The following is a 23,113-nucleotide window of genomic DNA, read 5'->3' on the forward strand; positions in this document are numbered from 1 at the left end:
CAGATCTGGATCAGACTTCGTCAGGGCTGCGCAGGTTGGTCACTGCGATTCGCTGTTCGCGGCGCTGTTCCTTCTGCGAAGGCATGTCGGCGCGATAAACGCCTTGATCACCAACGACCCAGGAAAGCGGGCGACGCTCCTTGCCAATCGATTCCTGCAACAGCATCAAGCCTTGCAGAAATGCTTCTGGACGGGGCGGGCAGCCAGGTACGTAGACGTCCACCGGCAGGAACTTGTCCACCCCTTGAACCACGGAGTAGATGTCGTACATGCCACCGGAGTTGGCGCACGAACCCATGGAGATAACCCATTTCGGTTCGAGCATTTGCTCGTAGAGACGCTGAATGATCGGCGCCATCTTGATGAAGCAGGTACCGGCGATAACCATGAAGTCGGCCTGGCGCGGCGATGCCCGGATAACCTCGGCGCCAAAGCGCGCGATGTCGTGGGGCGCCGTGAAGGCGGTGGTCATTTCCACATAGCAGCACGACAGGCCGAAGTTGTACGGCCACAGGGAGTTTTTACGTCCCCAGTTGACCGCGCCACTCAGCACGTCTTCGAGCTTGCCCATGAAAATGTTTTTGTGAACTTGATCTTCTAACGGATCGGAAACGGTTTCCCGTTCGCCGATCGGGTACTGATCGTTAGGAGCATCGGGGTCGATCCTGGTGAGATTGTATTGCATTGCCAAAGCCTCATTGTTTCAGCTTCGCCTGCCGCTTGCGACGAGCTTCCGGAGCCCAGTCAAGGGCGCCCACTCGGAACAGGTAGACAAGACCTGCCAACAGAATTGCTATGAAAACGAGAGCTTCGACGAATCCGGTCCAGCCGCTTTCGCGGACGGACACAGACCATGCAAAGAGAAAGAGGGCTTCGATATCGAAGATCACGAAGAGCATCGCGACCAGATAGAATTTGGCTGAGAGCCGCAAGCGGGCGCCACCGGTAGGTAGCATGCCCGACTCGAACGGTTCGTTTTTGCTGCGGCCCCAGGCTTTTGACCCGAGGAGGCTGGAAACGCCAAGCATGAAGGCACACAGGCCGACGACACCCAGAAGGAAAATGGCAAAGCCCCAGTTGTGGGCCATGAGTCCTGTCGCTTCGGGCATGCTGGTAATCCTTAACAGAGAGCAAAGGTCTCTGAGCTTGATAAAGAAATAGGCAGTGACGATATGTCGCAGCAATCAATCGCGCTGATTTTATGGCTAAACACCCAGCAAGTAAAATTCCTATAGCGAAATTATTTATTGGAATAAGGACATAGCGCACCTCGAATGCCCTGAGGCCCATGCGTTGCGGGCATTAGCCGGCTTTCAATGAATAATGTTTTGTCGGGAATGTAACGAACATAGTTATGGCTGAATGATAATTAATATCGTTTGGGGTGGTTTTGTAACTATTTAGCGGCGCAGTAGTTGGGAAGTTGTCTTATATACCCGTTACTGCAAGTAGCGGCGGCGTCCGTTTTAGCTGATTTTTCCTACGCCCATACGGCTCTGGATCAATGTTTTTTCAGAAAGGTCTGGCACGGGTTTGCGATGTCCGAGTAATCGCCCCCCCCTGTAGGAGCTGTCGAAGGCTGCGATCTTTTGACTTTGGGCTTTCAACATCAAAAGCAAGATCAAAAGATCGCAGCCTTCGGCAGCTCCTACACGGGAGTAACGCGGTTTCTGCAGGCAAAAAAACGCCCCGAACCAGTCGGGGCGTCAGATGTGCAGCGCTGCGGTTAGCTTTTATTCGGTCCGCAACGGCCGTTTACTCAGGCGAAGCAGAATCAGTGGAACTGTTCTTCTTCGGTCGAACCGGTCAGCGCGGTTACCGAGGACGAGCCACCCTGAATCACGGTGGTCATGTCGTCGAAGTAGCCGGTGCCCACTTCCTGCTGGTGCGCCACGAAGGTGTAACCCTTGGAAGCGTCAGCGAATTCCTGCTCTTGCAGCTTCACGTAGGCAGTCATGTCGTTGCGGGCGTAGTCGTGCGCCAGGTTGAACATGCTGTGCCACATGTTGTGAATGCCGGCCAGGGTGATGAACTGGTGCTTGTAGCCCATGGCGGACAGTTCGCGCTGGAACTTGGCGATGGTCGCGTCGTCCAGGTTTTTCTTCCAGTTGAAGGAAGGCGAGCAGTTGTACGACAGCAGTTGGTCCGGGTATTCCTTCTTGATCGCTTCAGCAAAGCGACGGGCTTCGTCCAGATCCGGCTTGGCGGTTTCGCACCAGATCAGGTCGGCGTACGGTGCGTAAGCCAGGCCACGGGCGATTGCCTGGTCCAGACCGGCACGAACCTTATAGAAGCCTTCCTGAGTACGCTCGCCAGTCACGAACGGCTGGTCGTACGGGTCGCAATCGGAAGTCAGCAGGTCCGCAGCGTTCGCATCGGTACGCGCCAGAATGATGGTCGGTGTACCGGCAACGTCAGCAGCCAGACGTGCAGCGGTCAGCTTCTGTACGGCTTCCTGAGTAGGAACCAGTACTTTACCGCCCATGTGGCCGCATTTTTTCACGGAAGCCAGTTGGTCTTCGAAGTGAACGCCGGCGGCGCCTGCTTCGATCATGCTCTTCATCAGCTCGTAGGCGTTCAGCACGCCGCCGAAACCGGCTTCGGCGTCAGCCACGATAGGCGCGAAGTAGTCGATGTAGCCTTCGTCGCCAGGGCCTTTGCCGGCTTTCCACTGGATCTGGTCAGCACGACGGAACGAGTTGTTGATGCGCTTGACCACGGTTGGAACCGAGTCCACCGGGTACAGCGACTGGTCCGGGTACATCGATTCTGCGGAGTTGTTGTCCGCAGCGACTTGCCAGCCGGACAGGTAAATGGCCTGGATACCGGCCTTGACCTGCTGAACAGCCTGGCCGCCGGTCAGGGCGCCCATGCAGTTGACGAAATCTTTGTCTGGACGGAAGGACGGCTTGGCACCCTGGGTGACCAGGTTCCACAGCTTCTCGGCGCCGAGTTTTGCAAAAGTGTGCTCAGGTTGAACCGAGCCACGCAGGCGGACGACGTCAGCAGCGGAGTAAGCGCGGGTCACGCCTTTCCAGCGCGGGTTTTCAGCCCAGTCTTTTTCGAGGGCTGCAATTTGCTGTTCGCGTGTCAGTGCCATGGAGATAAACCTCGTCGCGTCTTTTATGAAAAGTTGTTCTGCGGTGGAAAATTCCTGCGCTCGCTGACCAGAAGCTTAGGCGGTCAAGTCGGATTCGGCGGGGTAGGCGACGGGATGAACGATGGGCTCGAGGGGAAGTGAGCAGGTAAGGGCGGACTGCGGGCGCATTCGGGCGTCGTGGGCCTTTGTACGAACTACAGCGTGAAGCCGGGTTACCTAATTACGCTTCCGTCCCTCGGGACAACTTCGTTCCAGTCGGCAACCTCGTCAAACACACCTTATGGGCGGTACAGACACGAAGCGGTTCGCGGGGTAGATGCGAACATCGCTTCGAAGGCCCTTGCCAGGGCCTCTGATTAGCGGGAGCGAGGCCATCATGCCTTCGCTTTTTGACCTCGTCAAACGTTTTGTAGTGCTTTTTTTCAAGCACTACATCTTTCGTCTAATACGACTAATCAGTCAGTTTTCGGTGGTTTAGTCCAAGGCGTCGACTTTCACCTTCAAGGTCATGTCATCCCGGCCTTGAGTCGAGTAGCTGCGGGCCAGGCCCTGTTTGTCGGCCTGAGTCTGGCGATTGACGCCGGCTAGAGTGATCCACTCGCCGAGGCGTCCGCTGACGGTTGTGTCGGTACTTTGCACGTTCACTACATCGGGACGTTCCTGGCTCATACGGTCACGATTGGTCGTGATTGCCAGGTGAACGATGTCGCCGGTGACGCTGGCGGTGACGTAGAAACCCTGGGTGACGTTGCGGTACTCGGTCTGGCTGTTGTAATCGCCGTAGGAGTTGCTCTGGCTGCTGGTGATCGGCACGCTCTGGCCGACCTGGATCAGCGCCGGCATGCCGTCGGTGGCCTGGACTTGCTGGACGCCGCCGTCACGGCTGGCGGTGCTGCGGCTGATGATGCGGGTCTGCGCGCCATTGACCGAGTAACCTTCATCGCCACGGCCGTTGTTTTCATTGGTGTCGACAGTGATCAGCAGGCGTTTTGGCGCGGTGTCGAGCTGAGTGATCAGCGTCTTGAGTTCCTCGATCTTGTCCGGCTCGGCCTTGATGATCAGTTGATTGCCATAGGCGCTGACCTGGCCGTCCTTGCCGATGAAGTCTTGCGCCATCGGCAGCATGTCGGCGCTGGTGCGGTACTTGAGGGGGACGACTTCTGTGGCTGCCATCACCGAAAAACTGCAGCCGAGCAGCAGGGTGGTGAGCAGGGTGCGTAGGGACATGTCCGTTATCTCCGCTTTCGAAAGGCTTGATATTGCCAGTTTGTCGGCCCGGGGTGGGGCAAGTTGAATCGTTGACAGCAAAACGCCCCGGCATCGTTCGATGTCGGGGCGTTTGCTAAAGATTGCATATTGCTCTTGTGGCGAGGGGATTTATCCCCGATGGGCTGCACAGCAGACCCAAAATTTTAGGGCCGCTTCGCGCCCCATCGGGGATAAATCCCCTCGCCACAAGGTTTCATTCAGCTAGCGGTTAGGCTGAATGGCGAACCATGTCCACATGCGGAATCCCTGCTTCCAGGAACTCCTCACTGACCAGGCTGAAACCCAGGCGCTCATAAAACGCCGTAGCCTGCACCTGAGCGCTGAGCATCTGCTGCTTCAGACCGCGCGCTTCAGCTTCAGCGATGACCGCTTGCATCAGCGCATCACCGACCTTCATGCCGCGCCAGTCTTTGAGCACCGACACACGGCCGATGTGCCCGTCGGGCAACAGTCGTGCGGTGCCGATCGGGAAGTCGCCTTCAAACGCCAGAAAGTGCACGGCGCTCGCGTCATCCGCGTCCCACTCCAGCTCAGGTGGCACCGATTGCTCAGCGATGAATACCGTCTCACGAATGCGGCGGATCTCGGCGATGTCCTTTTGCCAATCTGCGACACGTACGCGAATCTTATTCATCGGCGAACCCCAGGCTCCCTTGCTTGACCAGTTCGCACAGCAGACCACGACCGTCTTCGTCGTTCAGCCAGTCGCCGAGGTTGTCGACATGCAGGGCATCGGCGGCGCAGATCAGTTTCAGCAGCTCGCGCAGTTTGCCCGGCAGGTAGCGGCTCTGGCCGCTGGCGAACAGCAGCAAGTCGTCATCGACTTCCGACCACGCCAGACGTGCGCTTGGGTTGCGGATCAGCACGGCGCCATCCTGCAGGGCGCTGAGGAAGTCTTCTTCTTCGACTTCTTCCGGGCCGACGACCAGTTCCGGGTAGCGCGGCTCGGTCATGTACTGGCCGAACCAGGTCAGCAGCAGGCGCTCGTCGCTCATGTGCTCGGCGAGCAGGCTCTTCAGGCGATCCAGTGCGTCGTGTTGAATCTGATGCGGATCGACCGCTGGCTGCGCGTCGGCATCGGTGTAGCGCTCTTCGTCAGTCAGGAACTGGCTGAGGAAATCGGTGAAGTGGGTCAGCACTTCGGATGCGCTTGGTGCGCGGAAGCCGACCGAGTAGGTCATGCAGTTGTCGACAGCGACACCGCAGTGGGCCAGGCGCGGCGGCAGGTAAAGCATGTCGCCCGGTTCCAGAACCCATTCTTCGGTCTGTTCGAATTCAGCGAGGATGCGCAGGTCTGCGTGTTGCAGCAGCGGGCTCTCGGAATCGCACATCTGGCCGATTTTCCAGTTGCGCTTGCCGTGACCTTGCAGCAGGAACACGTCGTAATTGTCGAAGTGCGGGCCAACGCTGCCACCCGGGGCGGCGTAACTGATCATCACGTCGTCGACGCGCCAGCTCGGCAGAAAGCGGAAGCTTTCCAGCAGCTCGCTGACTTCCGGCACGAACTGGTCGACTGCCTGAACGAGCAGGGTCCACTCTTTTTCCGGCAATTTGCTGAATTCGTCTTCAGCGAACGGGCCGCGGCGCAGCTCCCATGGGCGCTCGCCGTGCTCGATCACCAGGCGCGATTCAACTTCTTCTTCCAGGGCCAGGCCGGCCAGTTCGTCGGCGTCGATCGGGCTCTCGAAGTCAGGAATCGCCTGACGGATCAGCAGTGGCTTTTTCTGCCAGTAGTCGCGCAGGAATTCGCGCGCCGTGATGCCGCCCAGAAGTTGAAGAGGAATATCGGAATTCATATGTAACCTATTGAAAAAAAGCACTTTTCAGACGGGAATAAAAACGCCCGGCGCGGCCGGGCGTCTCAAACGGTTCAAGCGGTCGATCAGATGCGTTTGGCTTGCGCTACAGCGTTACCGATGTAGTTGGCCGGGGTCAGCTGTTTCAGCTCGGCTTTCGCTTCGGCTGGCATGTCCAGGCCGTCGATGAAAGTCTGCAACGCTTCAGGGCTGATGCCCTTGCCGCGGGTCAGTTCTTTCAGCTTTTCGTATGGGTTTTCGATGTTGTAGCGACGCATCACGGTCTGGATTGGCTCAGCCAGAACTTCCCAGCAAGCGTCCAGATCAGCGGCGATCTTCTGTGCGTTCAGCTCAAGCTTGCTGATGCCTTTGAGGCTGGCTTCGTACGCGATCACGCTGTGGGCGAAGCCGACACCGAGGTTACGCAGTACGGTGGAGTCGGTCAGGTCGCGCTGCCAGCGGGAGATCGGCAGTTTGCTCGCCAGGTGCTGGAACAGCGCGTTGGCGATGCCCAGGTTGCCTTCGGAGTTTTCGAAGTCGATCGGGTTGACCTTGTGCGGCATGGTCGACGAACCGATTTCGCCAGCGATGGTGCGCTGCTTGAAGTAACCCAGGGAGATGTAGCCCCAGATGTCACGGTCGAAGTCGATCAGAATAGTGTTGAAGCGCGCAATGGCGTCGAACAGCTCGGCGATGTAGTCGTGCGGCTCGATCTGCGTGGTGTACGGGTTGAAACCCAGACCCAGCTCGTCTTCGATGAAGGCGCGGGCGTTAGCTTCCCAGTCGATCTGCGGGTAAGCCGACAGGTGAGCGTTGTAGTTGCCGACAGCGCCGTTGATCTTGCCCAGCAGCGGCACGGCAGCGACTTGAGCAATTTGACGCTCGAGGCGGTAAACCACGTTCGCCAGCTCTTTACCCAGAGTGGTCGGGGAGGCTGGTTGGCCGTGGGTGCGCGACAGCATCGGCACGTCGGCGAAACGGATCGCCAGCTCGCGGATGGCCTCAGCGGTCTGACGCATCAGCGGCAGCATCACGTCATCACGGCCTTCGCGCAGCATCAGGGCGTGGGACAGATTGTTGATGTCCTCGCTGGTGCAGGCAAAGTGGATGAATTCGCTGACCGCGGCCAGTTCAGGCAGCTTGGCAGCTTGCTCTTTGAGCAGGTATTCGATCGCCTTGACGTCGTGGTTGGTAGTGCGCTCGATCTCTTTGACGCGCTCGGCGTGCTCCAGCGAGAAGTTTTCAGCCAGTTCATTGAGAACGGCGTTGGCCTCGGCGGAGAAGGCTGGCACTTCAGGAATACCGGCGTGGGCGGCCAGGCGCTGGAGCCAGCGCACTTCAACCAGAACACGGGCACGGATCAGACCGTACTCGCTGAAAATCGGGCGCAGGGCCTGGGTTTTGCCGGCGTAGCGGCCGTCAACAGGGGAAACCGCAGTGAGCGAAGAAAGCTGCATGGGGTGTTCTCGGACAGTCGGGCAACGAAATGGGGCGCGTATCATACATGAAAAAATCCGCCGGTCCGTTGCCAACTGACCGGCGTATTACGCGTTACAGACTTCAAAGCGTTTGTTGCAGGCGATTTACTCGCTGCGCATCAGCGGATACAGCTCTTTGAGCAGCTTGCGCCGGCTGACGACCAACTGCCAGCGATGGCCGCCGAGCTGACGCCACAGGCGCGCCGAGCGAATCCCGGCGAGCAGCAAGGCGCGAATCTTCGAGGCGTTGCTCGGTTGTTGCAGGTTGCGCATGTCGCCGTGCACCTGAATGCGCTGGCGCAGCGTGCTCAAGGTGTCCTGATACAGCGCGCCGCAGGCGGCAATGACGTTTTCGTGCGCCGGGCCGAAGTGCTCGACCTGCGACTGGATCTGCGGCAGACGCTTGCCGATCGCATCGAGCATGTCGTTGCGCTTGGCCAGTTGGCGCTCAAGACCGAGCATCGACAGGGCATATCGCAACGGTTCGCGCTGCAACGTGCTCGGATCGCGTTCGAGAGCGCCGATCAATGCACGATAGCCTTCGCGCAGATTGAGGTCGTCGCCGCCGTACACGTCCAGCGTGTCTTTCGGGTCGCGTACCAACAGACTGCCGAGCATGCAGGTCAGGCCGGCTTCGCTGGTCTGGCCGCTTTTGGCGATCCGGTCGACCAGCACGGCGGCGAGAAATACGCCGCCCAGCGCCGTCAGTTGCTCCTGAGTCGGGCTCATGCCTGACCGCTCCATGGCTCGGCGACTTCGATCACGCCGCCGCCGAGGCAGATTTCACCGTCATAGAACACCACGGATTGGCCCGGTGTGACCGCGCGTTGCGGCTCATCGAACACGGCACGGTAGCCGGTTGCAGTCTGCTCCAGCGTGCAGGCCTGATCGCTCTGGCGATAGCGCACTTTGGCGGTCAGGCGACGTGGCTGGCTCAGATCGACCGGGTTGACCCAATAGATTTCCGAAGCGAGCAGGGCGCCGGAGAACAACCACGGATGGTTGTTGCCCTGGCCGACGATCAGCTCGTTGGTGTCCAGATCCTTGCGCAGCACGTACCACGGCTCGTCGCCGGCATCTTTCAGGCCGCCGATGCCCAGGCCCTGACGCTGACCGATGGTGTGGTACATCAAGCCGTGGTGACGGCCGATGACTTCGCCTTCGGTAGTTTTGATCTCGCCCGGCTGTGCCGGCAGGTACTGCTTGAGGAAGTCGCTGAAGCGACGCTCGCCGATGAAGCAGATCCCGGTGGAATCCTTCTTCTTGGCAGTGGCCAGCTCGTACTTCTCGGCAATTGCGCGGACTTCAGGTTTTTCCAGTTCGCCGACCGGGAACAGAGTCTTGGCGATCTGTTCGCCGCCGACGGCGTGCAGGAAGTAGCTTTGATCCTTGTTCGCATCGAGGCCTTTGAGCAGCTCGGTGCGGCCGTCGATGTCACGGCGGCGCACGTAGTGGCCGGTGGCGATCAGGTCGGCGCCGAGCATCATGGCGTAGTCGAGGAACGCCTTGAACTTGATCTCGCGGTTACACAGGATGTCCGGGTTCGGCGTGCGCCCGGCCTTGTATTCGGCCAGGAAGTGCTCGAACACGTTGTCCCAGTACTCGGCAGCGAAGTTGGCGGTGTGCAGCTTGATGCCGATCTTGTCGCAGACAGCCTGGGCATCCGCCAGGTCGTCCATGGCGGTGCAGTATTCCGTTCCGTCGTCTTCTTCCCAGTTCTTCATGAACAGGCCTTCCACCGCGTAGCCCTGCTCGATCAGCAGGAGAGCGGAAACGGAAGAGTCCACGCCGCCGGACATGCCGACAATGACGCGCTTCTTGGATGTGTCAGAAGGGGCTGGATCACGCATAGGGATTCAATGAGTGTCTTTAAAAAGGACGCGATTCTATCAGGCTCGCGGCCTCAAGGCTAAAGAGAAGGGCGGATCAATTCGAGGCCGAAGTGATGGCCGGCCAGATAATCATCGATGCAACGGATGATCAGCTCGCTGCGCCAGTGTTCGCGCTGCTCGATTAATTCGTCGCGGGTCAGCCACTTGGCGCCGACAATGCCGTCGTCGAGCTGATAATCCGGGTGATGTTTCAGTGCTTTGGCGACGAAGCAGACGCGTTGATAGGTCACGCCGTTGCTGGGTGCGGTGTACAGGTAAATGCCGACCACGCCGGTGGGTTCGACGTCCCAGCCGGTTTCTTCGAGGGTTTCACGAATGGCGGCATCAATCAGTGTCTCGTCCGGATCGAGATGACCGGCGGGCTGGTTGAGCACGTTACGGCCGGCCTTGTGCTCTTCGACCATCAGAAAGCGACCGTTGTCCTCGACGATGGTGGCGACGGTGATGTGGGGGAGCCATTCCATAGGGTTTCCTCGGTAAAGTCTTCAGCGCATTGAAGATCAAAAGATCGCAGCCTTCGGCAGCTCCTACAAGGACCGGTGTAGGAGCTGCCGAAGGCTGCGATCTTTTGATCTTCGCCAAAAACACAAACCCCGGCACCTGGCCGGGGTTTGTGATGTTCCCTTTACAACCTTAAACCAGCGCAGCAATCGCCGCGTTGAGGGTTGCGCTTGGGCGCATGGCCTTGCTGATCAGCTCGGCATTGGCGTGGTAGTAACCGCCGATGTCGACTGGCTTGCCCTGAACGGCGTTGAGCTCGGCAACGATGGTTGCCTCGTTCTCGGTCAGAGTCTTGGCCAGCGTCGCGAACTGCGCTTGCAGTGCAGCGTCTTCGGTCTGGGCAGCCAGAGCCTGAGCCCAGTACATCGCCAGATAGAAGTGGCTGCCGCGGTTGTCGATGTTGCCGACTTTGCGCGATGGCGACTTGTTGTTGTCGAGGAACTGGCCAGTGGCCTGATCCAGGGTCTTGGACAGCACCAGTGCTTTCGGGTTGTTGTAGTTCACACCCAAATGCTCAAGCGAGGCTGCCAGGGCGAGGAACTCACCCAGCGAATCCCAACGCAGGAAGTTCTCTTCAACCAGTTGCTGCACGTGCTTCGGAGCCGAACCGCCGGCGCCGGTTTCGAACAGGCCACCGCCGTTCATCAGCGGCACGATCGACAGCATCTTGGCGCTGGTGCCCAGTTCCATGATCGGGAACAGGTCAGTCAGGTAGTCGCGCAGTACGTTGCCGGTCACCGAGATGGTGTCCTTGCCGTCGCGGGTGCGTTGCAGGGTGTACTTCATTGCGTCGACCGGCGCCATGATCTGGATGTCCAGACCTGCGGTGTCGTGATCCTTCAGGTAAGCCTGAACTTTCTCGATCACAACGCCATCGTGAGCGCGCATTGGGTCCAGCCAGAAAATCGCTGGAGTGCTGCTGGCGCGAGCACGGTTGACGGCCAGTTTGACCCAGTCCTGGATCGGCGCGTCTTTGGTCTGGCACATGCGGAAGATGTCGCCGGCTTCAACAGCCTGTTCCATCAGCAGGGTGCCCTTGCTGTCGGTCACACGAACCACGCCGTCAGCCTTGATCTGGAAGGTCTTGTCGTGGGAGCCGTATTCTTCGGCTTTTTTAGCCATCAGGCCAACGTTTGGCACGCTGCCCATGGTGGTCGGATCGAAAGCACCGTTGGCTTTGCAATCTTCGATCACGGCCTGGTAGATGGTCGCGTAGCAGCGATCCGGGATCACAGCCTTGGTGTCGTGCAACTGACCGTCGGTGCCCCACATCTTGCCGGAGTCACGGATCATCGCCGGCATCGAGGCGTCGACGATAACGTCGCTCGGCACGTGCAGGTTGGTGATGCCTTTATCGGAGTTGACCATCGCCAGCGATGGACGCGCAGCGTAGACCGCTGCCATGTCAGCTTCGATCTGCGCTTGTTGCTCGGCTGGCAGGGCTTTGATGCGAGCGTACAGATCGCCGATGCCGTTGTTCAGGTTGAAGCCGATCTGGGCCAGCACGTCAGCGTGCTTGGTCAGTGCGTCTTTATAGAACTCGGCAACGATCTGGCCGAACATGATCGGGTCAGAGACCTTCATCATGGTCGCTTTCAGGTGAACCGACAGCAGCACGCCTTGAGCCTTGGCGCTTTCGATTTCAGCAGCGATGAACGCACGCAGGGCGTTTTTGCTCATCACGGCGCAGTCGAGAATCTCGCCAGCCTGAACGGTGGTTTTTTCTTTCAGGACGGTAGCGGTACCGTCTTTGGCGATCAGCTCGATTTTCACAGCGTCAGCGGCGTCGATCAGGGCAGCTTTTTCGCTGCCGTAGAAATCGCCGGTGCTCATGTGAGCGACGTGGGATTTGGAGTCTTTGGCCCAGGCGCCCATTTTGTGCGGGTGCTTGCGCGCATAGTTCTTGACCGACAGCGGTGCACGACGATCGGAGTTGCCTTCGCGCAGAACCGGGTTCACGGCGCTGCCCTTGATCTTGTCGTAACGCGCCTTGGCGTCTTTGTCGGCGTCGCTGGTCACTGTTTCCGGATAGTCCGGCAGGTTGTAACCCTGAGCTTGCAGCTCTTTGATCGCGGCTTGCAGCTGAGGAACCGAAGCACTGATGTTCGGCAGCTTGATGATGTTGGCTTCAGGCGTAACGGCCAGGTCGCCCAGTTCGGCGAGGTGGTCGGCTACGGCTTTGTCACCCAGTTGCTCGGGGAAGCTGGCCAGGATGCGCGCTGCAAGAGAGATATCGCGGGTTTCCACGGCGATATCGGCCGAGGCGGTGTAGGCCTCGATGATCGGCAGCAGGGAATAGGTGGCGAGGGCTGGGGCTTCGTCGGTGAAGGTATAGATGATCTTCGAGCGGGTGGGCATATTCGGATTAACTCTCTCTTCTTTGCTAAGCGTGCGCAGAAACTCGAGGGGCGCCGGGTAAGCGCGTTCGTTCAAAGTCATCCATGAACCGAATGTCGAGAATCTTCGCGGTGATGTTGGGTGCATCGTTGAGCGTCGAGCAGTCAGGTTGCGATAACAACCTGGCTATAGGGCGGAAAGTCTCGTTCTAGACAGGCCAGCCGTCGTGACCCTGTGGTCAGCGGCCGGCATTATACATAGGTAGCTGGCAATCTGCCGATGGTTCATATGCAACGATTCTCGTCCATTGGTCTAAAGGTCGCAGGGCAGGGTGGGGCGTAGAGTCGTCGCGAATGCTTGAGTTTGGCGCTTTTCCCTTTGCTTTCAGGCTTGTACGAAACCAGATGTGCCTGCGCCGCGAACAGAGGGTTTGCGTGTTGATTTAACTGGGTTACGCTCGAACCAAGCCAGATGTTCAATCCAAACAATGGAGTTCAGCATGGGTTACAAGAAGATTCAGGTTCCAGCCGTCGGCGACAAAATCTCCGTCAATGCAGACCATTCTCTCAATGTTCCTGATAACCCGATCATCCCCTTCATCGAAGGTGACGGCATTGGTGTCGACATCAGTCCGGTGATGATCAAGGTTGTCGATGCTGCAGTTCAAAAGGCATACGGCGGCAAGCGCAAGATTTCCTGGATGGAAGTCTACGCCGGGGAAAAAGCCACTCAGGTTTACGATCAGGACACCTGGCTGCCTCAGGAAACCCTGGACGCAGTCAAGGATTACGTGGTTTCCATCAAAGGCCCGCTGACCACCCCGGTCGGTGGCGGCATCCGCTCGCTGAACGTGGCCCTGCGTCAGCAACTCGACCTCTACGTCTGTCTGCGCCCGGTGCGCTGGTTCGAAGGCGTGCCAAGCCCGGTGAAAAAGCCTGGCGACGTCGACATGACGATTTTCCGCGAGAACTCCGAAGACATCTACGCCGGTATCGAGTGGAAGGCCGGTTCGCCGGAAGCGACCAAGGTCATCAAATTCCTTAAAGAAGAAATGGGCGTCACCAAGATCCGTTTCGACGAAAACTGCGGCATCGGCGTCAAGCCGGTTTCCCTGGAAGGTACCAAGCGTCTGGCGCGCAAGGCTCTGCAATATGTGGTCGACAACGACCGCGATTCGCTGACCATCGTGCACAAAGGCAACATCATGAAGTTCACCGAAGGTGCCTTCAAAGAGTGGGCCTATGAGGTGGCGGCCGAAGAGTTCGGTGCGACCCTGCTCGACGGCGGCCCGTGGATGCAGTTCAAAAACCCGAAAACCGGCAAGAACGTTGTGGTCAAAGACGCCATCGCCGACGCCATGCTTCAGCAGATCCTGCTGCGCCCGGCCGAATACGATGTGATCGCGACCCTGAACCTCAACGGCGACTACCTCTCCGACGCCCTGGCAGCGGAAGTGGGCGGTATCGGTATTGCGCCGGGCGCCAACCTGTCCGACACCGTAGCGATGTTCGAAGCCACCCACGGGACCGCGCCGAAGTATGCCGGCAAGGACCAGGTCAACCCGGGTTCGTTGATTCTGTCGGCAGAAATGATGCTGCGGCACATGGGCTGGACCGAGGCGGCGGATCTGATCATCAAGGGCACCAACGGCGCCATCAGTGCCAAGACCGTGACCTATGACTTCGAACGTCTGATGGAGGGGGCCAAGCTGGTTTCGTCTTCGGGCTTCGGTGATGCGCTGATCTCGCACATGTAAGAGCAACACCCTGCAACAAAACCGCCCGGCTCGAAATAATCGAGCCGGGCGGTTTTTTTATGGCCGAAGGTGCTGGGCGTCAGCTGGTTACCTTTTGTTGCTTGGCGTCGACGGGGGACGTTTCTTTTTCGGAATCGACGGCTCCAATCTTCACGGCGTGCAAGCCTTTCGGGCCTTGCACGATGTCGAATTTCACCACTTGCCCTGCCTTGAGGGTTTTGTACCCGTCCATTTCGATGGCGGAGTAGTGCGCAAAGAAATCAATGTCTTTGCCGTCTTCATCGCGACCTTCGCGGGCGTCGGTATTAATGAAACCGAACCCCTTGGCATTGTTGAACCATTTCACCTTGCCGACAGCCATGCTCAAATCCCTCTGCAACAGACTCCATCGCTGGAGTATCATCCAAGTCATCCGCAATCTAATCCGTTAAAAGGATTGACTCCGCGGATCTTTTTTACCCACTGTGGGCTCTATTGGTTGTAACACCGTTTTCCCGATAGTCAAGGTGACCGGGCAGTCGGAGTTGAAAACGTGGACAACCGCCCCCACCACTGTATTTGCACAACTGACGAACCTTTCTTTCCATGCATGCAATCAGCCAGATTCGACTAACATTCAATCAGGATCGCCCGACTCTCCAAAAGGATCACCCGGAGGAACGCGACGACGATTCGGCGGGCGTTGCTGTTCAGGAAGCAAAGCCTGCGTTACAGGCGCCGCCGATGTACAAGGTGGTTTTGTTCAACGATGACTACACACCGATGGATTTCGTCGTCGAAGTGCTCGAGGTGTTTTTTAACCTGAATCGCGAGCTGGCGACCAAGGTCATGCTGGCCGTTCACACAGAAGGACGGGCAGTATGTGGAGTGTTTACCCGCGACATCGCCGAGACAAAGGCCATGCAGGTCAACCAGTACGCCAGGGAAAGCCAGCATCCGCTACTCTGTGAAATCGAGAAGGACGGTTAATCGCCGACCACTTGGGTATGAGGTGAAGCTATGTTAAACCGCGAGCTCGAAGTCACCCTCAATCTTGCCTTCAAGGAGGCTCGTTCGAAACGTCATGAATTCATGACCGTCGAACACCTGCTGCTGGCCCTATTGGACAATGAGGCTGCCGCCACCGTTTTGCGTGCCTGCGGCGCGAACCTCGACAAACTCAAGCACGACCTGCAGGAGTTCATCGACTCCACCACGCCATTGATCCCCGTTCATGACGAGGATCGCGAAACCCAGCCAACCCTGGGCTTTCAGCGTGTCCTGCAACGTGCTGTTTTCCACGTACAGAGCTCGGGCAAGCGTGAAGTAACCGGCGCCAACGTGCTGGTTGCAATCTTCAGTGAGCAAGAGAGTCAGGCAGTGTTTCTGCTGAAACAGCAGAGCGTTGCGCGCATCGATGTCGTCAATTACATCGCGCACGGCATTTCCAAAGTGCCGGGGCATGGCGATCACTCTGAAGGTGAACAAGATATGCAGGACGACGAGGGCGGTGAGTCTTCTTCTTCAGGCAATCCTCTGGATGCTTATGCCAGCAACCTCAACGAACTGGCACGCCAGGGTCGTATCGATCCGTTGGTCGGACGCGAATTGGAAGTCGAGCGCGTCGCGCAGATTCTCGCGCGTCGTCGCAAGAACAATCCGCTGCTGGTAGGCGAGGCTGGCGTGGGTAAAACCGCGATTGCCGAAGGCCTGGCCAAGCGTATTGTCGACAACCAGGTGCCTGACCTGCTGGCTGGCAGCGTTGTTTATTCCCTTGATCTCGGTGCTCTGCTCGCGGGCACCAAGTATCGCGGCGATTTCGAGAAGCGCTTCAAGGCGCTACTCAATGAATTGAAAAAACGTCCGCAAGCCATTCTGTTCATCGACGAGATCCACACCATTATTGGTGCCGGTGCTGCGTCGGGTGGCGTGATGGATGCTTCGAACCTGCTCAAGCCTTTGCTCTCGTCTGGCGACATTCGTTGCATCGGTTCGACTACGTTCCAGGAATTTCGCGGCATCTTCGAGAAGGATCGTGCCCTCGCACGACGCTTCCAGAAGGTCGATGTCGTCGAGCCGTCGGTGGAAGACACCATCGGCATCCTGCGCGGCCTGAAGGGGCGCTTCGAAGCGCATCACAACATCGAGTACAGCGATGAGGCGTTGCGCGCCGCTGCCGAACTGGCTTCGCGCTACATCAATGACCGGCACATGCCGGACAAAGCCATCGACGTCATTGACGAAGCCGGCGCTTACCAGCGCCTGCAACCGGTCGAGAAACGCGCCAAGCGTATCGAAGTGCCGCACGTCGAAGACATAGTGGCGAAGATTGCACGGATTCCGCCGAAGCACGTCACCAGCTCCGACAAGGAACTGCTGCGTAACCTCGAGCGTGATCTGAAGCTGACGGTGTTTGGTCAGGACGCGGCGATCGATTCGCTGTCGACTGCGATCAAGCTGTCCCGTGCCGGCCTCAAGTCGCCTGACAAACCAGTCGGTTCGTTCCTGTTCGCAGGGCCAACCGGTGTCGGTAAAACCGAGGCCGCGCGACAATTGGCCAAGGCGCTGGGTATCGAACTGGTTCGCTTCGACATGTCCGAGTACATGGAGCGTCACACCGTATCGCGTCTGATCGGTGCACCTCCGGGCTATGTCGGCTTTGATCAGGGCGGTCTGTTGACCGAGGCGATCACCAAGCAGCCGCATTGCGTATTGCTGCTCGATGAAATCGAGAAGGCGCACCCGGAAGTCTTCAACTTGCTGCTGCAAGTGATGGATCACGGCACGCTGACCGATAACAACGGGCGCAAGGCGGATTTCCGCAACGTAATCGTGATCATGACCACCAACGCCGGTGCCGAAACTGCCGCGCGTGCTTCGATTGGTTTCACTCATCAGGATCACTCGTCTGATGCAATGGAAGTGATCAAGAAGAGCTTCACGCCGGAATTCCGTAACCGTCTGGACACCATTATCCAGTTTGGTCGCCTCAGTCATGAGGTTATCAAGAGTGTGGTGGACAAGTTCCTTACCGAGCTTCAGGCGCAGCTGGAAGACAAGCGGGTGCTGTTGGAAGTGACCGACGCGGCGCGCAGTTGGCTGGCGGCCGGTGGTTACGACTCGGCAATGGGCGCACGGCCGATGGCGCGCCTGATCCAGGACAAGATCAAGCGTCCGCTAGCGGAGGAGATCCTGTTTGGCGAGTTGGCTGAGCATGGTGGTGTTGTGCATATCGATATCAAGGATGGTGAGATGACCTTTGACTTCGAAACCACGGCTGAGATGGCCTGACGGCCTGTTGTAAGCGAAAGGCGCCTTCGGGCGCCTTTTTGTTAGTTGTCGTTTGGGTTTTTTGGGTGAATATCCGTTGCTGCGGTGATGGCTTATTACGGTTTCGCCCTTACGGCGACTCACTTTTTTTCAAGCGCCAAAAAAAGTAAGCAAAAAACGCTTGCTCCTACGTGCGGCCCGCTCGCTGGGGCTCGGGGTCCCTTCGCTTCGGGATCGATCCGGGCGCAGCGTCTCCGGTTTGCTGCGCTGCACCTCCTCTCGCTGTGTTTGGCTTCGCCAAACGGTCGCTGCGCTCCCACCCCCGGATCAATCCCTCCACTCAGCCTTCCGACGTCGCCCGTGGATCAAGATCAAGAGCTGCAGCCGAGCTAACGCTCATCCTGTTGAGTGGTGAGGAGCGGGTGTTCGGATTTGATTTTGTAGTGGATTCGCCCCTCACCCCAACCCTCTCCCGGAGAGAGAGGGAGAGGGAGCCGATTTGTGTGCTTTTCAAAGCCTGAGTTCGACTCGGTATCGCACGTGGGCGTAGTTCGCCCAAGCACCCCGGTCAGTCCCTTCTCCCTCCGGGAGAGGGCTAGGGTGAGGGGCTCTTGATCTGGCTTTTGATCTTGCTTCGGCTTTTGATCTTTTGCCCCATCGGCAGGCCGAGCGTAGGTGTTCATCAGGGGGTAGGCGCGCAGCGCCGTGCGGCGTAGCCGCATACATCGAGAGGAGGTGCAGCGAAGCAAACCGTAGTCGATGCCCCCGGATGGACACCGTAGCGAGGGAACACTGAGCCTCAGCGAAGTGCCGTACGCCGGGGCAAAGCCTTTTGGGTTACCTTTTCGGCGTTTGGAAAAGGTGACTCGCCGTAAGGGCGAAACCCTAATCAGCAACACCCGCAGCAACGGATATACACCCAAAACCCAAAACCCCAGACACAAAAACGCCCGGCATAAAGCCGGGCGTCTTGTATTGACCTGATTAGCGAGCGCGGTAAGTAATGCGCCCTTTGCTCAAGTCATAGGGCGTCAGCTCGACGCGCACTTTGTCACCGGTAAGAATACGAATGTAGTTCTTGCGCATCTTGCCGGAAATATGCGCGGTTACGACGTGCCCATTTTCCAACTCCACACGAAACATGGTGTTGGGCAGGGTGTCGACGACAGTGCCTTCCATTTCGAAGCTGTCTTCTTTCGACATGCAGTAAAGCCCTCGGTATCCAATGAATGGCCCGGTGCAACTGCGCCAGGCAAAAGCGGCGTGCATTGTGCCCGAAAAATGGTGTTTACGCCAAGGGGTTTACGGCTTGTCTTCAGTTCAGGATTACCCAGCGCTGATTAATCAGCAGTTCGATGGGGCGATATTGAGTCTTGTAGTTCATCTTTTTGCAATTCTTGATCCAGTAACCAAGGTAGACCGCTTCAAGTCCGCGGCGCTGACTCTCGGCGATTTGCCACAGGATCGCGAAACGTCCCAGGCTGCGCCGTTCTTCGGCCGGCTCGTAAAAGGTGTAAACCGCCGACAAGCCGTTCGGCAGCAAATCGGTCACGGCTACCGCCAGCAACCGTCCGTCGAGTCGGAACTCGTAAAAGCGTGAGAAGGGCAGATCGCGCACCAGAAAAGTCGAGAATTGATCCCGGCTCGGCGGGTACATGTCGCCGTCGGCGTGACGCTGTTCGATGTAGCGCTGGTACAGCTCGAAATATTCTTCACTGAAACCCGGTTTCGCCGGCTGTATCTGCAAGTCGGCGTTGCGCTTGAAAATCCGCTTCTGCTGACGATTCGGGGTGAACTGCGCCACCGGAATGCGCGCAGGCACGCACGCATTGCAATTCTGGCAATGGGGGCGGTACAGATGATCGCCGCTGCGACGAAAGCCCATTTCCGACAGGTCTGCGTAGACGTGCACATCCATGGGCTGACTAGGGTCGAGAAACAGGGTCGTGGCCTGTTCCTCGGGCAGATAGCTGCAAGAGTGAGGCTGAGTGGCATAGAACTTCAACCGCGCCAACTCGGTCATGATCAACCCTCGGGATAAGCTGGTGAATTAAGTGTAAGCCACGCGCGCAAAAGTCGCTCAGCAAACCCAGGTGGCACGATTGGGTTGATCCAGATGCCGTGCCAGATAATCCGCGAATTCGTGGCGGGGAATCGCCCGGGCGCCGAGGCTGTGCAGGTGGTCGGTTGGCATCTGGCAGTCGATCAGCACGAATCCTGACTCTTGCAGATGCCAGACCAGCGTGGCAAAGCCGTACTTGGAGGCATTGTCGGCGCGGCTGAACATCGATTCACCAAAAAAAAGCTGCCCCATCGCCAGCCCGTATAGGCCACCGACCAGTTCACCCTGATCCCACACTTCCACCGAATGAGCGAAGCCGCGCCGGTGCAGTTCAACGTAGGCGTCTTGCATGGCCTCAGTGATCCAGGTGCCGTCGGCGTAATCCCGTGGCGCGGCGCATGCGCGGATCACGGCTTCGAAGTCATGATCGAAAGTCACCTCATAGCGCTCCTTGCGCAGCAATTTGCCCAGACTGCGCGAAACATGCAGTTCGTCGGGAAACAGTACGGTGCGAGGATCAGGCGACCACCAGAGAATCGGCTGGCCTTCGGAAAACCACGGAAAGCAGCCATGGCGATACGCCTGGATCAGGCGGTCGGCGGAGAGGTCGCCACCGGCGGCGAGCAATCCGTTGGGTTCGCGCATGGCCTTTTCCAGCGGCGGAAAAGTCAGGGAATTACGTTGTAACCAAGTCAGCATGGCATCCAGGCTTGCAGAAGGGGAGGGCGGTGCGGGCTGTTCTGCCCGCAGTAAAGTGTGCCGCGAAATGCGGCGAATGTCGTGTCGATCCTGATCGACATTCGCGGTGTTGCAACTTGGCGCGCTGGATGCGGTCGTAAGCGAGCGCTGCGCGCCGGCCTGGAACATGTCTGCAGCGGGCCTGGCGGGCGATCTGCGGCAGTTCGCAGGGGCTGGGTGTCAATGCTTCGCTACGTTCATCAAATACACCTCATAAGCCTTTGTCACAAAAGACAATGCATGCTCAAATTGAGTCGCAGGTCTTGTGCGCTTGGCTATGCTCAATGCTGCGGGTCTGAAGCATGGCATCGGACGCACAAACCCGTACAATGCCGGGCTGTTACAGAATATTCGCTGGGCGACGTGTTTATAGCTGTGTATGTAAAAGCCGCGGCTCAGTGTTAAAAGTAGTCTCAGTTGTGCCCGTCAACTTTTTTACCTGCCTGGATTGGGCAGTTTTTTATCGTCATTCAATAGATGGACGCGCCTCGGGCGCAGGAAAAGTAGCGTTTTGAAGAAATCCACCGAAGCACCAAAAACAGTCGTTCCGCTCTGGCGCCAACAGTTGCACTACCGGCTCAAGGAAGGTGCATTGATCGCCATCGGCGCGCTGTGCCTGTTCCTGATGATGGCTTTGCTGACCTACGGCAAGGACGATCCGGGCTGGAGCCACAACAGCAAGATCGACGACGTGCAGAACTTCGGCGGCCCGGCGGGCTCCTACAGCGCCGACATCCTGTTCATGGTGCTCGGTTACTTCGCCTACATCTTTCCGTTGTTGCTTGCGGTCAAGGCCTATCAGATCTTCCGTCAGCGCCACGAGCCATGGCAGTGGAGCGGCTGGCTGTTCTCCTGGCGCCTGATCGGTCTGGTGTTTCTGGTGCTGTCCGGCGCGGCGCTGGCACATATCCATTTTCACGCGGCCACCGGTCTGCCAGCCGGCGCGGGTGGTGCGCTGGGCGAAAGCCTTGGCGATCTGGCGAAGAACGCATTCAATATTCAGGGCAGCACGTTGCTGTTCATTGCGCTGTTTCTGTTCGGCCTGACGGTGTTCACCGACCTGTCGTGGTTCAAGGTGATGGACATCACCGGCAAGATCACCCTCGACCTGTTCGAACTGTTTCAGGGCGCGCTCAACCGCTGGTGGTCGGCACGCACCGAGCGCAAGCAACTGGTTGCGCAACTGCGTGAAGTCGATGATCGCGTACATGATGTGGTCGCACCGACAGTCACCGACAAGCGTGAACAGGCCAAGGTCAAGGAACGCCTGATCGAACGTGAGCAGGCGCTGAGCAAGCACATGTCCGATCGCGAGAAACAGGTGCCGCCGGTCATCGCCCCGGCGCCGACCAAAGCGCCCGAGCCGAGCAAGCGCGTGCAGAAAGAGAAACAGGCACCGTTGTTTGTCGACAGTGCTGTGGAAGGCACCTTGCCGCCGATCTCGATCCTTGATCCTGCGGAAAAGAAACAACTCAATTACTCGCCGGAGTCGCTGGCAGCGGTCGGCCACTTGCTGGAGATCAAGCTCAAGGAGTTCGGCGTCGAAGTCACTGTAGACTCGATCCATCCGGGCCCGGTGATCACCCGTTACGAAATCCAGCCGGCTGCGGGCGTCAAGGTCAGCCGTATCTCCAACCTGGCAAAAGACCTGGCGCGCTCCCTGGCGGTGACCAGTGTGCGGGTGGTCGAGGTCATTCCCGGCAAGACTACCGTCGGTATCGAGATTCCCAACGAAGACCGGCAGATCGTGCGCTTCTCCGAAGTGCTGTCGACGCCCGAGTACGACAACTTCAAATCGCCGGTCACGCTGGCGCTGGGGCATGACATTGGCGGCAAACCGGTCATCACAGACCTGGCGAAGATGCCGCACTTGCTGGTGGCTGGTACGACCGGTTCCGGTAAGTCCGTGGGTGTGAACGCGATGATTCTGTCGATCCTGTTCAAGTCCGGCCCGGAAGACGCCAAGCTGATCATGATCGACCCCAAGATGCTCGAGCTGTCGATCTACGAAGGCATTCCGCACCTGCTGTGCCCGGTAGTGACCGACATGAAGGACGCCGCCAACGCCTTGCGCTGGAGCGTCGCCGAGATGGAACGTCGCTACAAGCTGATGGCGAAGATGGGCGTGCGTAACCTGTCCGGCTTCAACGCCAAGGTCAAGGAAGCCCAGGACGCCGGCGAGCCGCTGAGCGATCCTCTGTACAAGCGCGAAAGCATTCACGACGAAGCACCGTTGCTGCAAAAGCTGCCGACTATTGTCGTGGTCGTCGACGAATTCGCCGACATGATGATGATCGTCGGCAAGAAGGTTGAAGAGCTGATCGCCCGTATCGCCCAGAAGGCGCGTGCGGCGGGTATTCACTTGATTCTCGCGACACAGCGGCCGTCGGTGGACGTGATCACCGGTCTGATCAAGGCCAACATTCCGACCCGTATGGCGTTTCAGGTATCGAGCAAGATCGACTCGCGAACCATCATCGACCAGGGCGGCGCCGAACAACTGCTCGGCCACGGTGACATGCTCTACATGCCGCCGGGCACCAGTCTGCCGATCCGGGTTCACGGTGCGTTCGTGTCCGACGAAGAAGTCCATCGTGTGGTCGAAGCGTGGAAGCTGCGCGGCGCCCCGGAATACAACGACGACATCCTCAACGGTGTCGAAGAGGCGGGCAGCGGCTTTGAAGGCAGCAGCGGTGGCGGCGACGGTGACGATCCTGAGGCGGACGCACTGTATGACGAAGCCGTGCAGTTCGTGCTGGAAAGCCGTCGCGCGTCGATCTCCGCTGTACAACGCAAGCTGAAGATCGGCTACAACCGCGCCGCGCGAATGATCGAAGCCATGGAAATGGCCGGCGTCGTCACATCAATGAACACCAACGGTTCGCGTGAAGTCCTGGCCCCGGGCCCGGTACGCGACTGATAACAAAGCAAAAGG

At 58.3% G+C, this 23,113-nt stretch carries 19 protein-coding genes; 4 read left to right on the forward strand and 15 right to left on the reverse strand.

Annotated elements, in window-relative coordinates:
- Window positions 1-10 precede the first annotated feature (10 nt).
- The 11 genes from ICA16_RS01555 to ICA16_RS01605 all read right to left on the reverse strand — a co-directional run bounded on the left by ICA16_RS01555 (window position 11) and on the right by ICA16_RS01605 (window position 12,394).
- Window positions 11-685: a NuoB/complex I 20 kDa subunit family protein gene (locus ICA16_RS01555; protein WP_042559865.1), complete on the reverse strand. Its 675-nt coding sequence runs from the start codon at window positions 683-685 to the stop codon at window positions 11-13.
- 10 nt (window positions 686-695) lie between these two features.
- Window positions 696-1,109 (reverse strand): NADH-quinone oxidoreductase subunit A, encoded by a 414-nt coding sequence (locus ICA16_RS01560; protein ID WP_003223812.1) that lies wholly within the window; start codon window positions 1,107-1,109, stop codon window positions 696-698.
- A gap of 665 nt (window positions 1,110-1,774) precedes the next feature.
- Window positions 1,775-3,100 (reverse strand): isocitrate lyase, encoded by a 1,326-nt coding sequence (gene aceA / locus ICA16_RS01565; RefSeq protein WP_033057066.1) that lies wholly within the window; start codon window positions 3,098-3,100, stop codon window positions 1,775-1,777.
- A gap of 474 nt (window positions 3,101-3,574) precedes the next feature.
- The gene (locus tag ICA16_RS01570) at window positions 3,575-4,327 is read right to left on the reverse strand and encodes a secretin N-terminal domain-containing protein (protein WP_150604174.1); all 753 of its coding nucleotides are present in this window, start codon (window positions 4,325-4,327) and stop codon (window positions 3,575-3,577) included.
- A gap of 250 nt (window positions 4,328-4,577) precedes the next feature.
- The gene (locus ICA16_RS01575; RefSeq protein ID WP_042559863.1) at window positions 4,578-5,003 is read right to left on the reverse strand and encodes a GNAT family N-acetyltransferase; all 426 of its coding nucleotides are present in this window, start codon (window positions 5,001-5,003) and stop codon (window positions 4,578-4,580) included.
- Window positions 4,996-6,165: a ribosomal protein uL16 3-hydroxylase gene (locus ICA16_RS01580; RefSeq protein ID WP_150615229.1), complete on the reverse strand. Its 1,170-nt coding sequence runs from the start codon at window positions 6,163-6,165 to the stop codon at window positions 4,996-4,998. Before ICA16_RS01580 ends, ICA16_RS01575 begins: the two co-directional genes overlap by 8 nt.
- 86 nt (window positions 6,166-6,251) lie before the next feature.
- Window positions 6,252-7,622 carry an adenylosuccinate lyase gene (purB, locus tag ICA16_RS01585; RefSeq protein ID WP_150604176.1) on the reverse strand — a complete coding sequence of 457 codons (1,371 nt, stop codon included), beginning with the start codon at window positions 7,620-7,622 and terminating at the stop codon, window positions 6,252-6,254.
- 126 nt (window positions 7,623-7,748) lie between these two features.
- Window positions 7,749-8,372, reverse strand: a complete 624-nt coding sequence (gene hflD / locus ICA16_RS01590) for a high frequency lysogenization protein HflD (protein WP_150604177.1) — start codon at window positions 8,370-8,372, stop codon at window positions 7,749-7,751.
- On the reverse strand, window positions 8,369-9,493 hold the full coding sequence (gene mnmA / locus ICA16_RS01595; RefSeq protein ID WP_150604178.1) for a tRNA 2-thiouridine(34) synthase MnmA: 1,125 nt from the start codon (window positions 9,491-9,493) through the stop codon (window positions 8,369-8,371). The genes hflD and mnmA overlap by 4 nt, the downstream gene beginning before the upstream one ends.
- A 59-nt stretch (window positions 9,494-9,552) precedes the next feature.
- Entirely contained in the window at window positions 9,553-9,999 is a 447-nt protein-coding gene (locus tag ICA16_RS01600; RefSeq protein WP_150604179.1) for an NUDIX hydrolase, read from the reverse strand.
- Window positions 10,000-10,168: 169 nt separating this feature from the next.
- Window positions 10,169-12,394 carry an NADP-dependent isocitrate dehydrogenase gene (locus ICA16_RS01605; RefSeq protein ID WP_210700159.1) on the reverse strand — a complete coding sequence of 742 codons (2,226 nt, stop codon included), beginning with the start codon at window positions 12,392-12,394 and terminating at the stop codon, window positions 10,169-10,171.
- A 478-nt stretch (window positions 12,395-12,872) separates the two neighbouring features.
- Here ICA16_RS01605 and icd point away from each other — a divergent pair, with 478 nt between their 5' ends.
- Complete coding sequence (gene icd, locus ICA16_RS01610; RefSeq protein WP_150597244.1) at window positions 12,873-14,129, forward strand: NADP-dependent isocitrate dehydrogenase; 1,257 nt, start codon at window positions 12,873-12,875, stop codon at window positions 14,127-14,129.
- Between the two features lie 79 nt (window positions 14,130-14,208).
- Here icd and ICA16_RS01615 read toward each other — a convergent pair whose 3' ends face one another.
- Complete coding sequence (locus ICA16_RS01615) at window positions 14,209-14,490, reverse strand: cold shock domain-containing protein (protein ID WP_150615232.1); 282 nt, start codon at window positions 14,488-14,490, stop codon at window positions 14,209-14,211.
- Window positions 14,491-14,714: 224 nt separating this feature from the next.
- On the opposite strand from ICA16_RS01615, the gene clpS reads away from it, so the two are divergent.
- Together clpS and clpA are read left to right on the forward strand one after the other, a co-directional pair.
- Window positions 14,715-15,098, forward strand: a complete 384-nt coding sequence (gene clpS, locus ICA16_RS01620) for an ATP-dependent Clp protease adapter ClpS (RefSeq protein WP_042559854.1) — start codon at window positions 14,715-14,717, stop codon at window positions 15,096-15,098.
- Between the two features lie 30 nt (window positions 15,099-15,128).
- The gene (gene clpA, locus ICA16_RS01625) at window positions 15,129-17,399 is read left to right on the forward strand and encodes an ATP-dependent Clp protease ATP-binding subunit ClpA (protein ID WP_047301913.1); all 2,271 of its coding nucleotides are present in this window, start codon (window positions 15,129-15,131) and stop codon (window positions 17,397-17,399) included.
- Between the two features lie 963 nt (window positions 17,400-18,362).
- Here the strand turns inward: clpA and infA are convergent.
- The 3 genes from infA to aat form a co-directional block, all read right to left on the reverse strand.
- Complete coding sequence (infA, locus tag ICA16_RS01630; RefSeq protein ID WP_002553999.1) at window positions 18,363-18,581, reverse strand: translation initiation factor IF-1; 219 nt, start codon at window positions 18,579-18,581, stop codon at window positions 18,363-18,365.
- A 112-nt stretch (window positions 18,582-18,693) separates the two neighbouring features.
- On the reverse strand, window positions 18,694-19,401 hold the full coding sequence (locus ICA16_RS01635; RefSeq protein ID WP_150604181.1) for an arginyltransferase: 708 nt from the start codon (window positions 19,399-19,401) through the stop codon (window positions 18,694-18,696).
- Between the two features lie 57 nt (window positions 19,402-19,458).
- Window positions 19,459-20,139 carry a leucyl/phenylalanyl-tRNA--protein transferase gene (aat, locus tag ICA16_RS01640; protein ID WP_210699760.1) on the reverse strand — a complete coding sequence of 227 codons (681 nt, stop codon included), beginning with the start codon at window positions 20,137-20,139 and terminating at the stop codon, window positions 19,459-19,461.
- 550 nt (window positions 20,140-20,689) lie between these two features.
- On the opposite strand from aat, the gene ICA16_RS01645 reads away from it, so the two are divergent.
- Window positions 20,690-23,098, forward strand: coding sequence for a DNA translocase FtsK (locus tag ICA16_RS01645; RefSeq protein WP_150604183.1), 2,409 nt, complete (start codon window positions 20,690-20,692; stop codon window positions 23,096-23,098).
- Window positions 23,099-23,113: the final 15 nt, after the last annotated feature.

The sequence above is a fragment of the Pseudomonas anatoliensis genome, from assembly GCF_017976235.1.
GTDB classification, from domain to species: domain Bacteria; phylum Pseudomonadota; class Gammaproteobacteria; order Pseudomonadales; family Pseudomonadaceae; genus Aquipseudomonas; species Aquipseudomonas anatoliensis.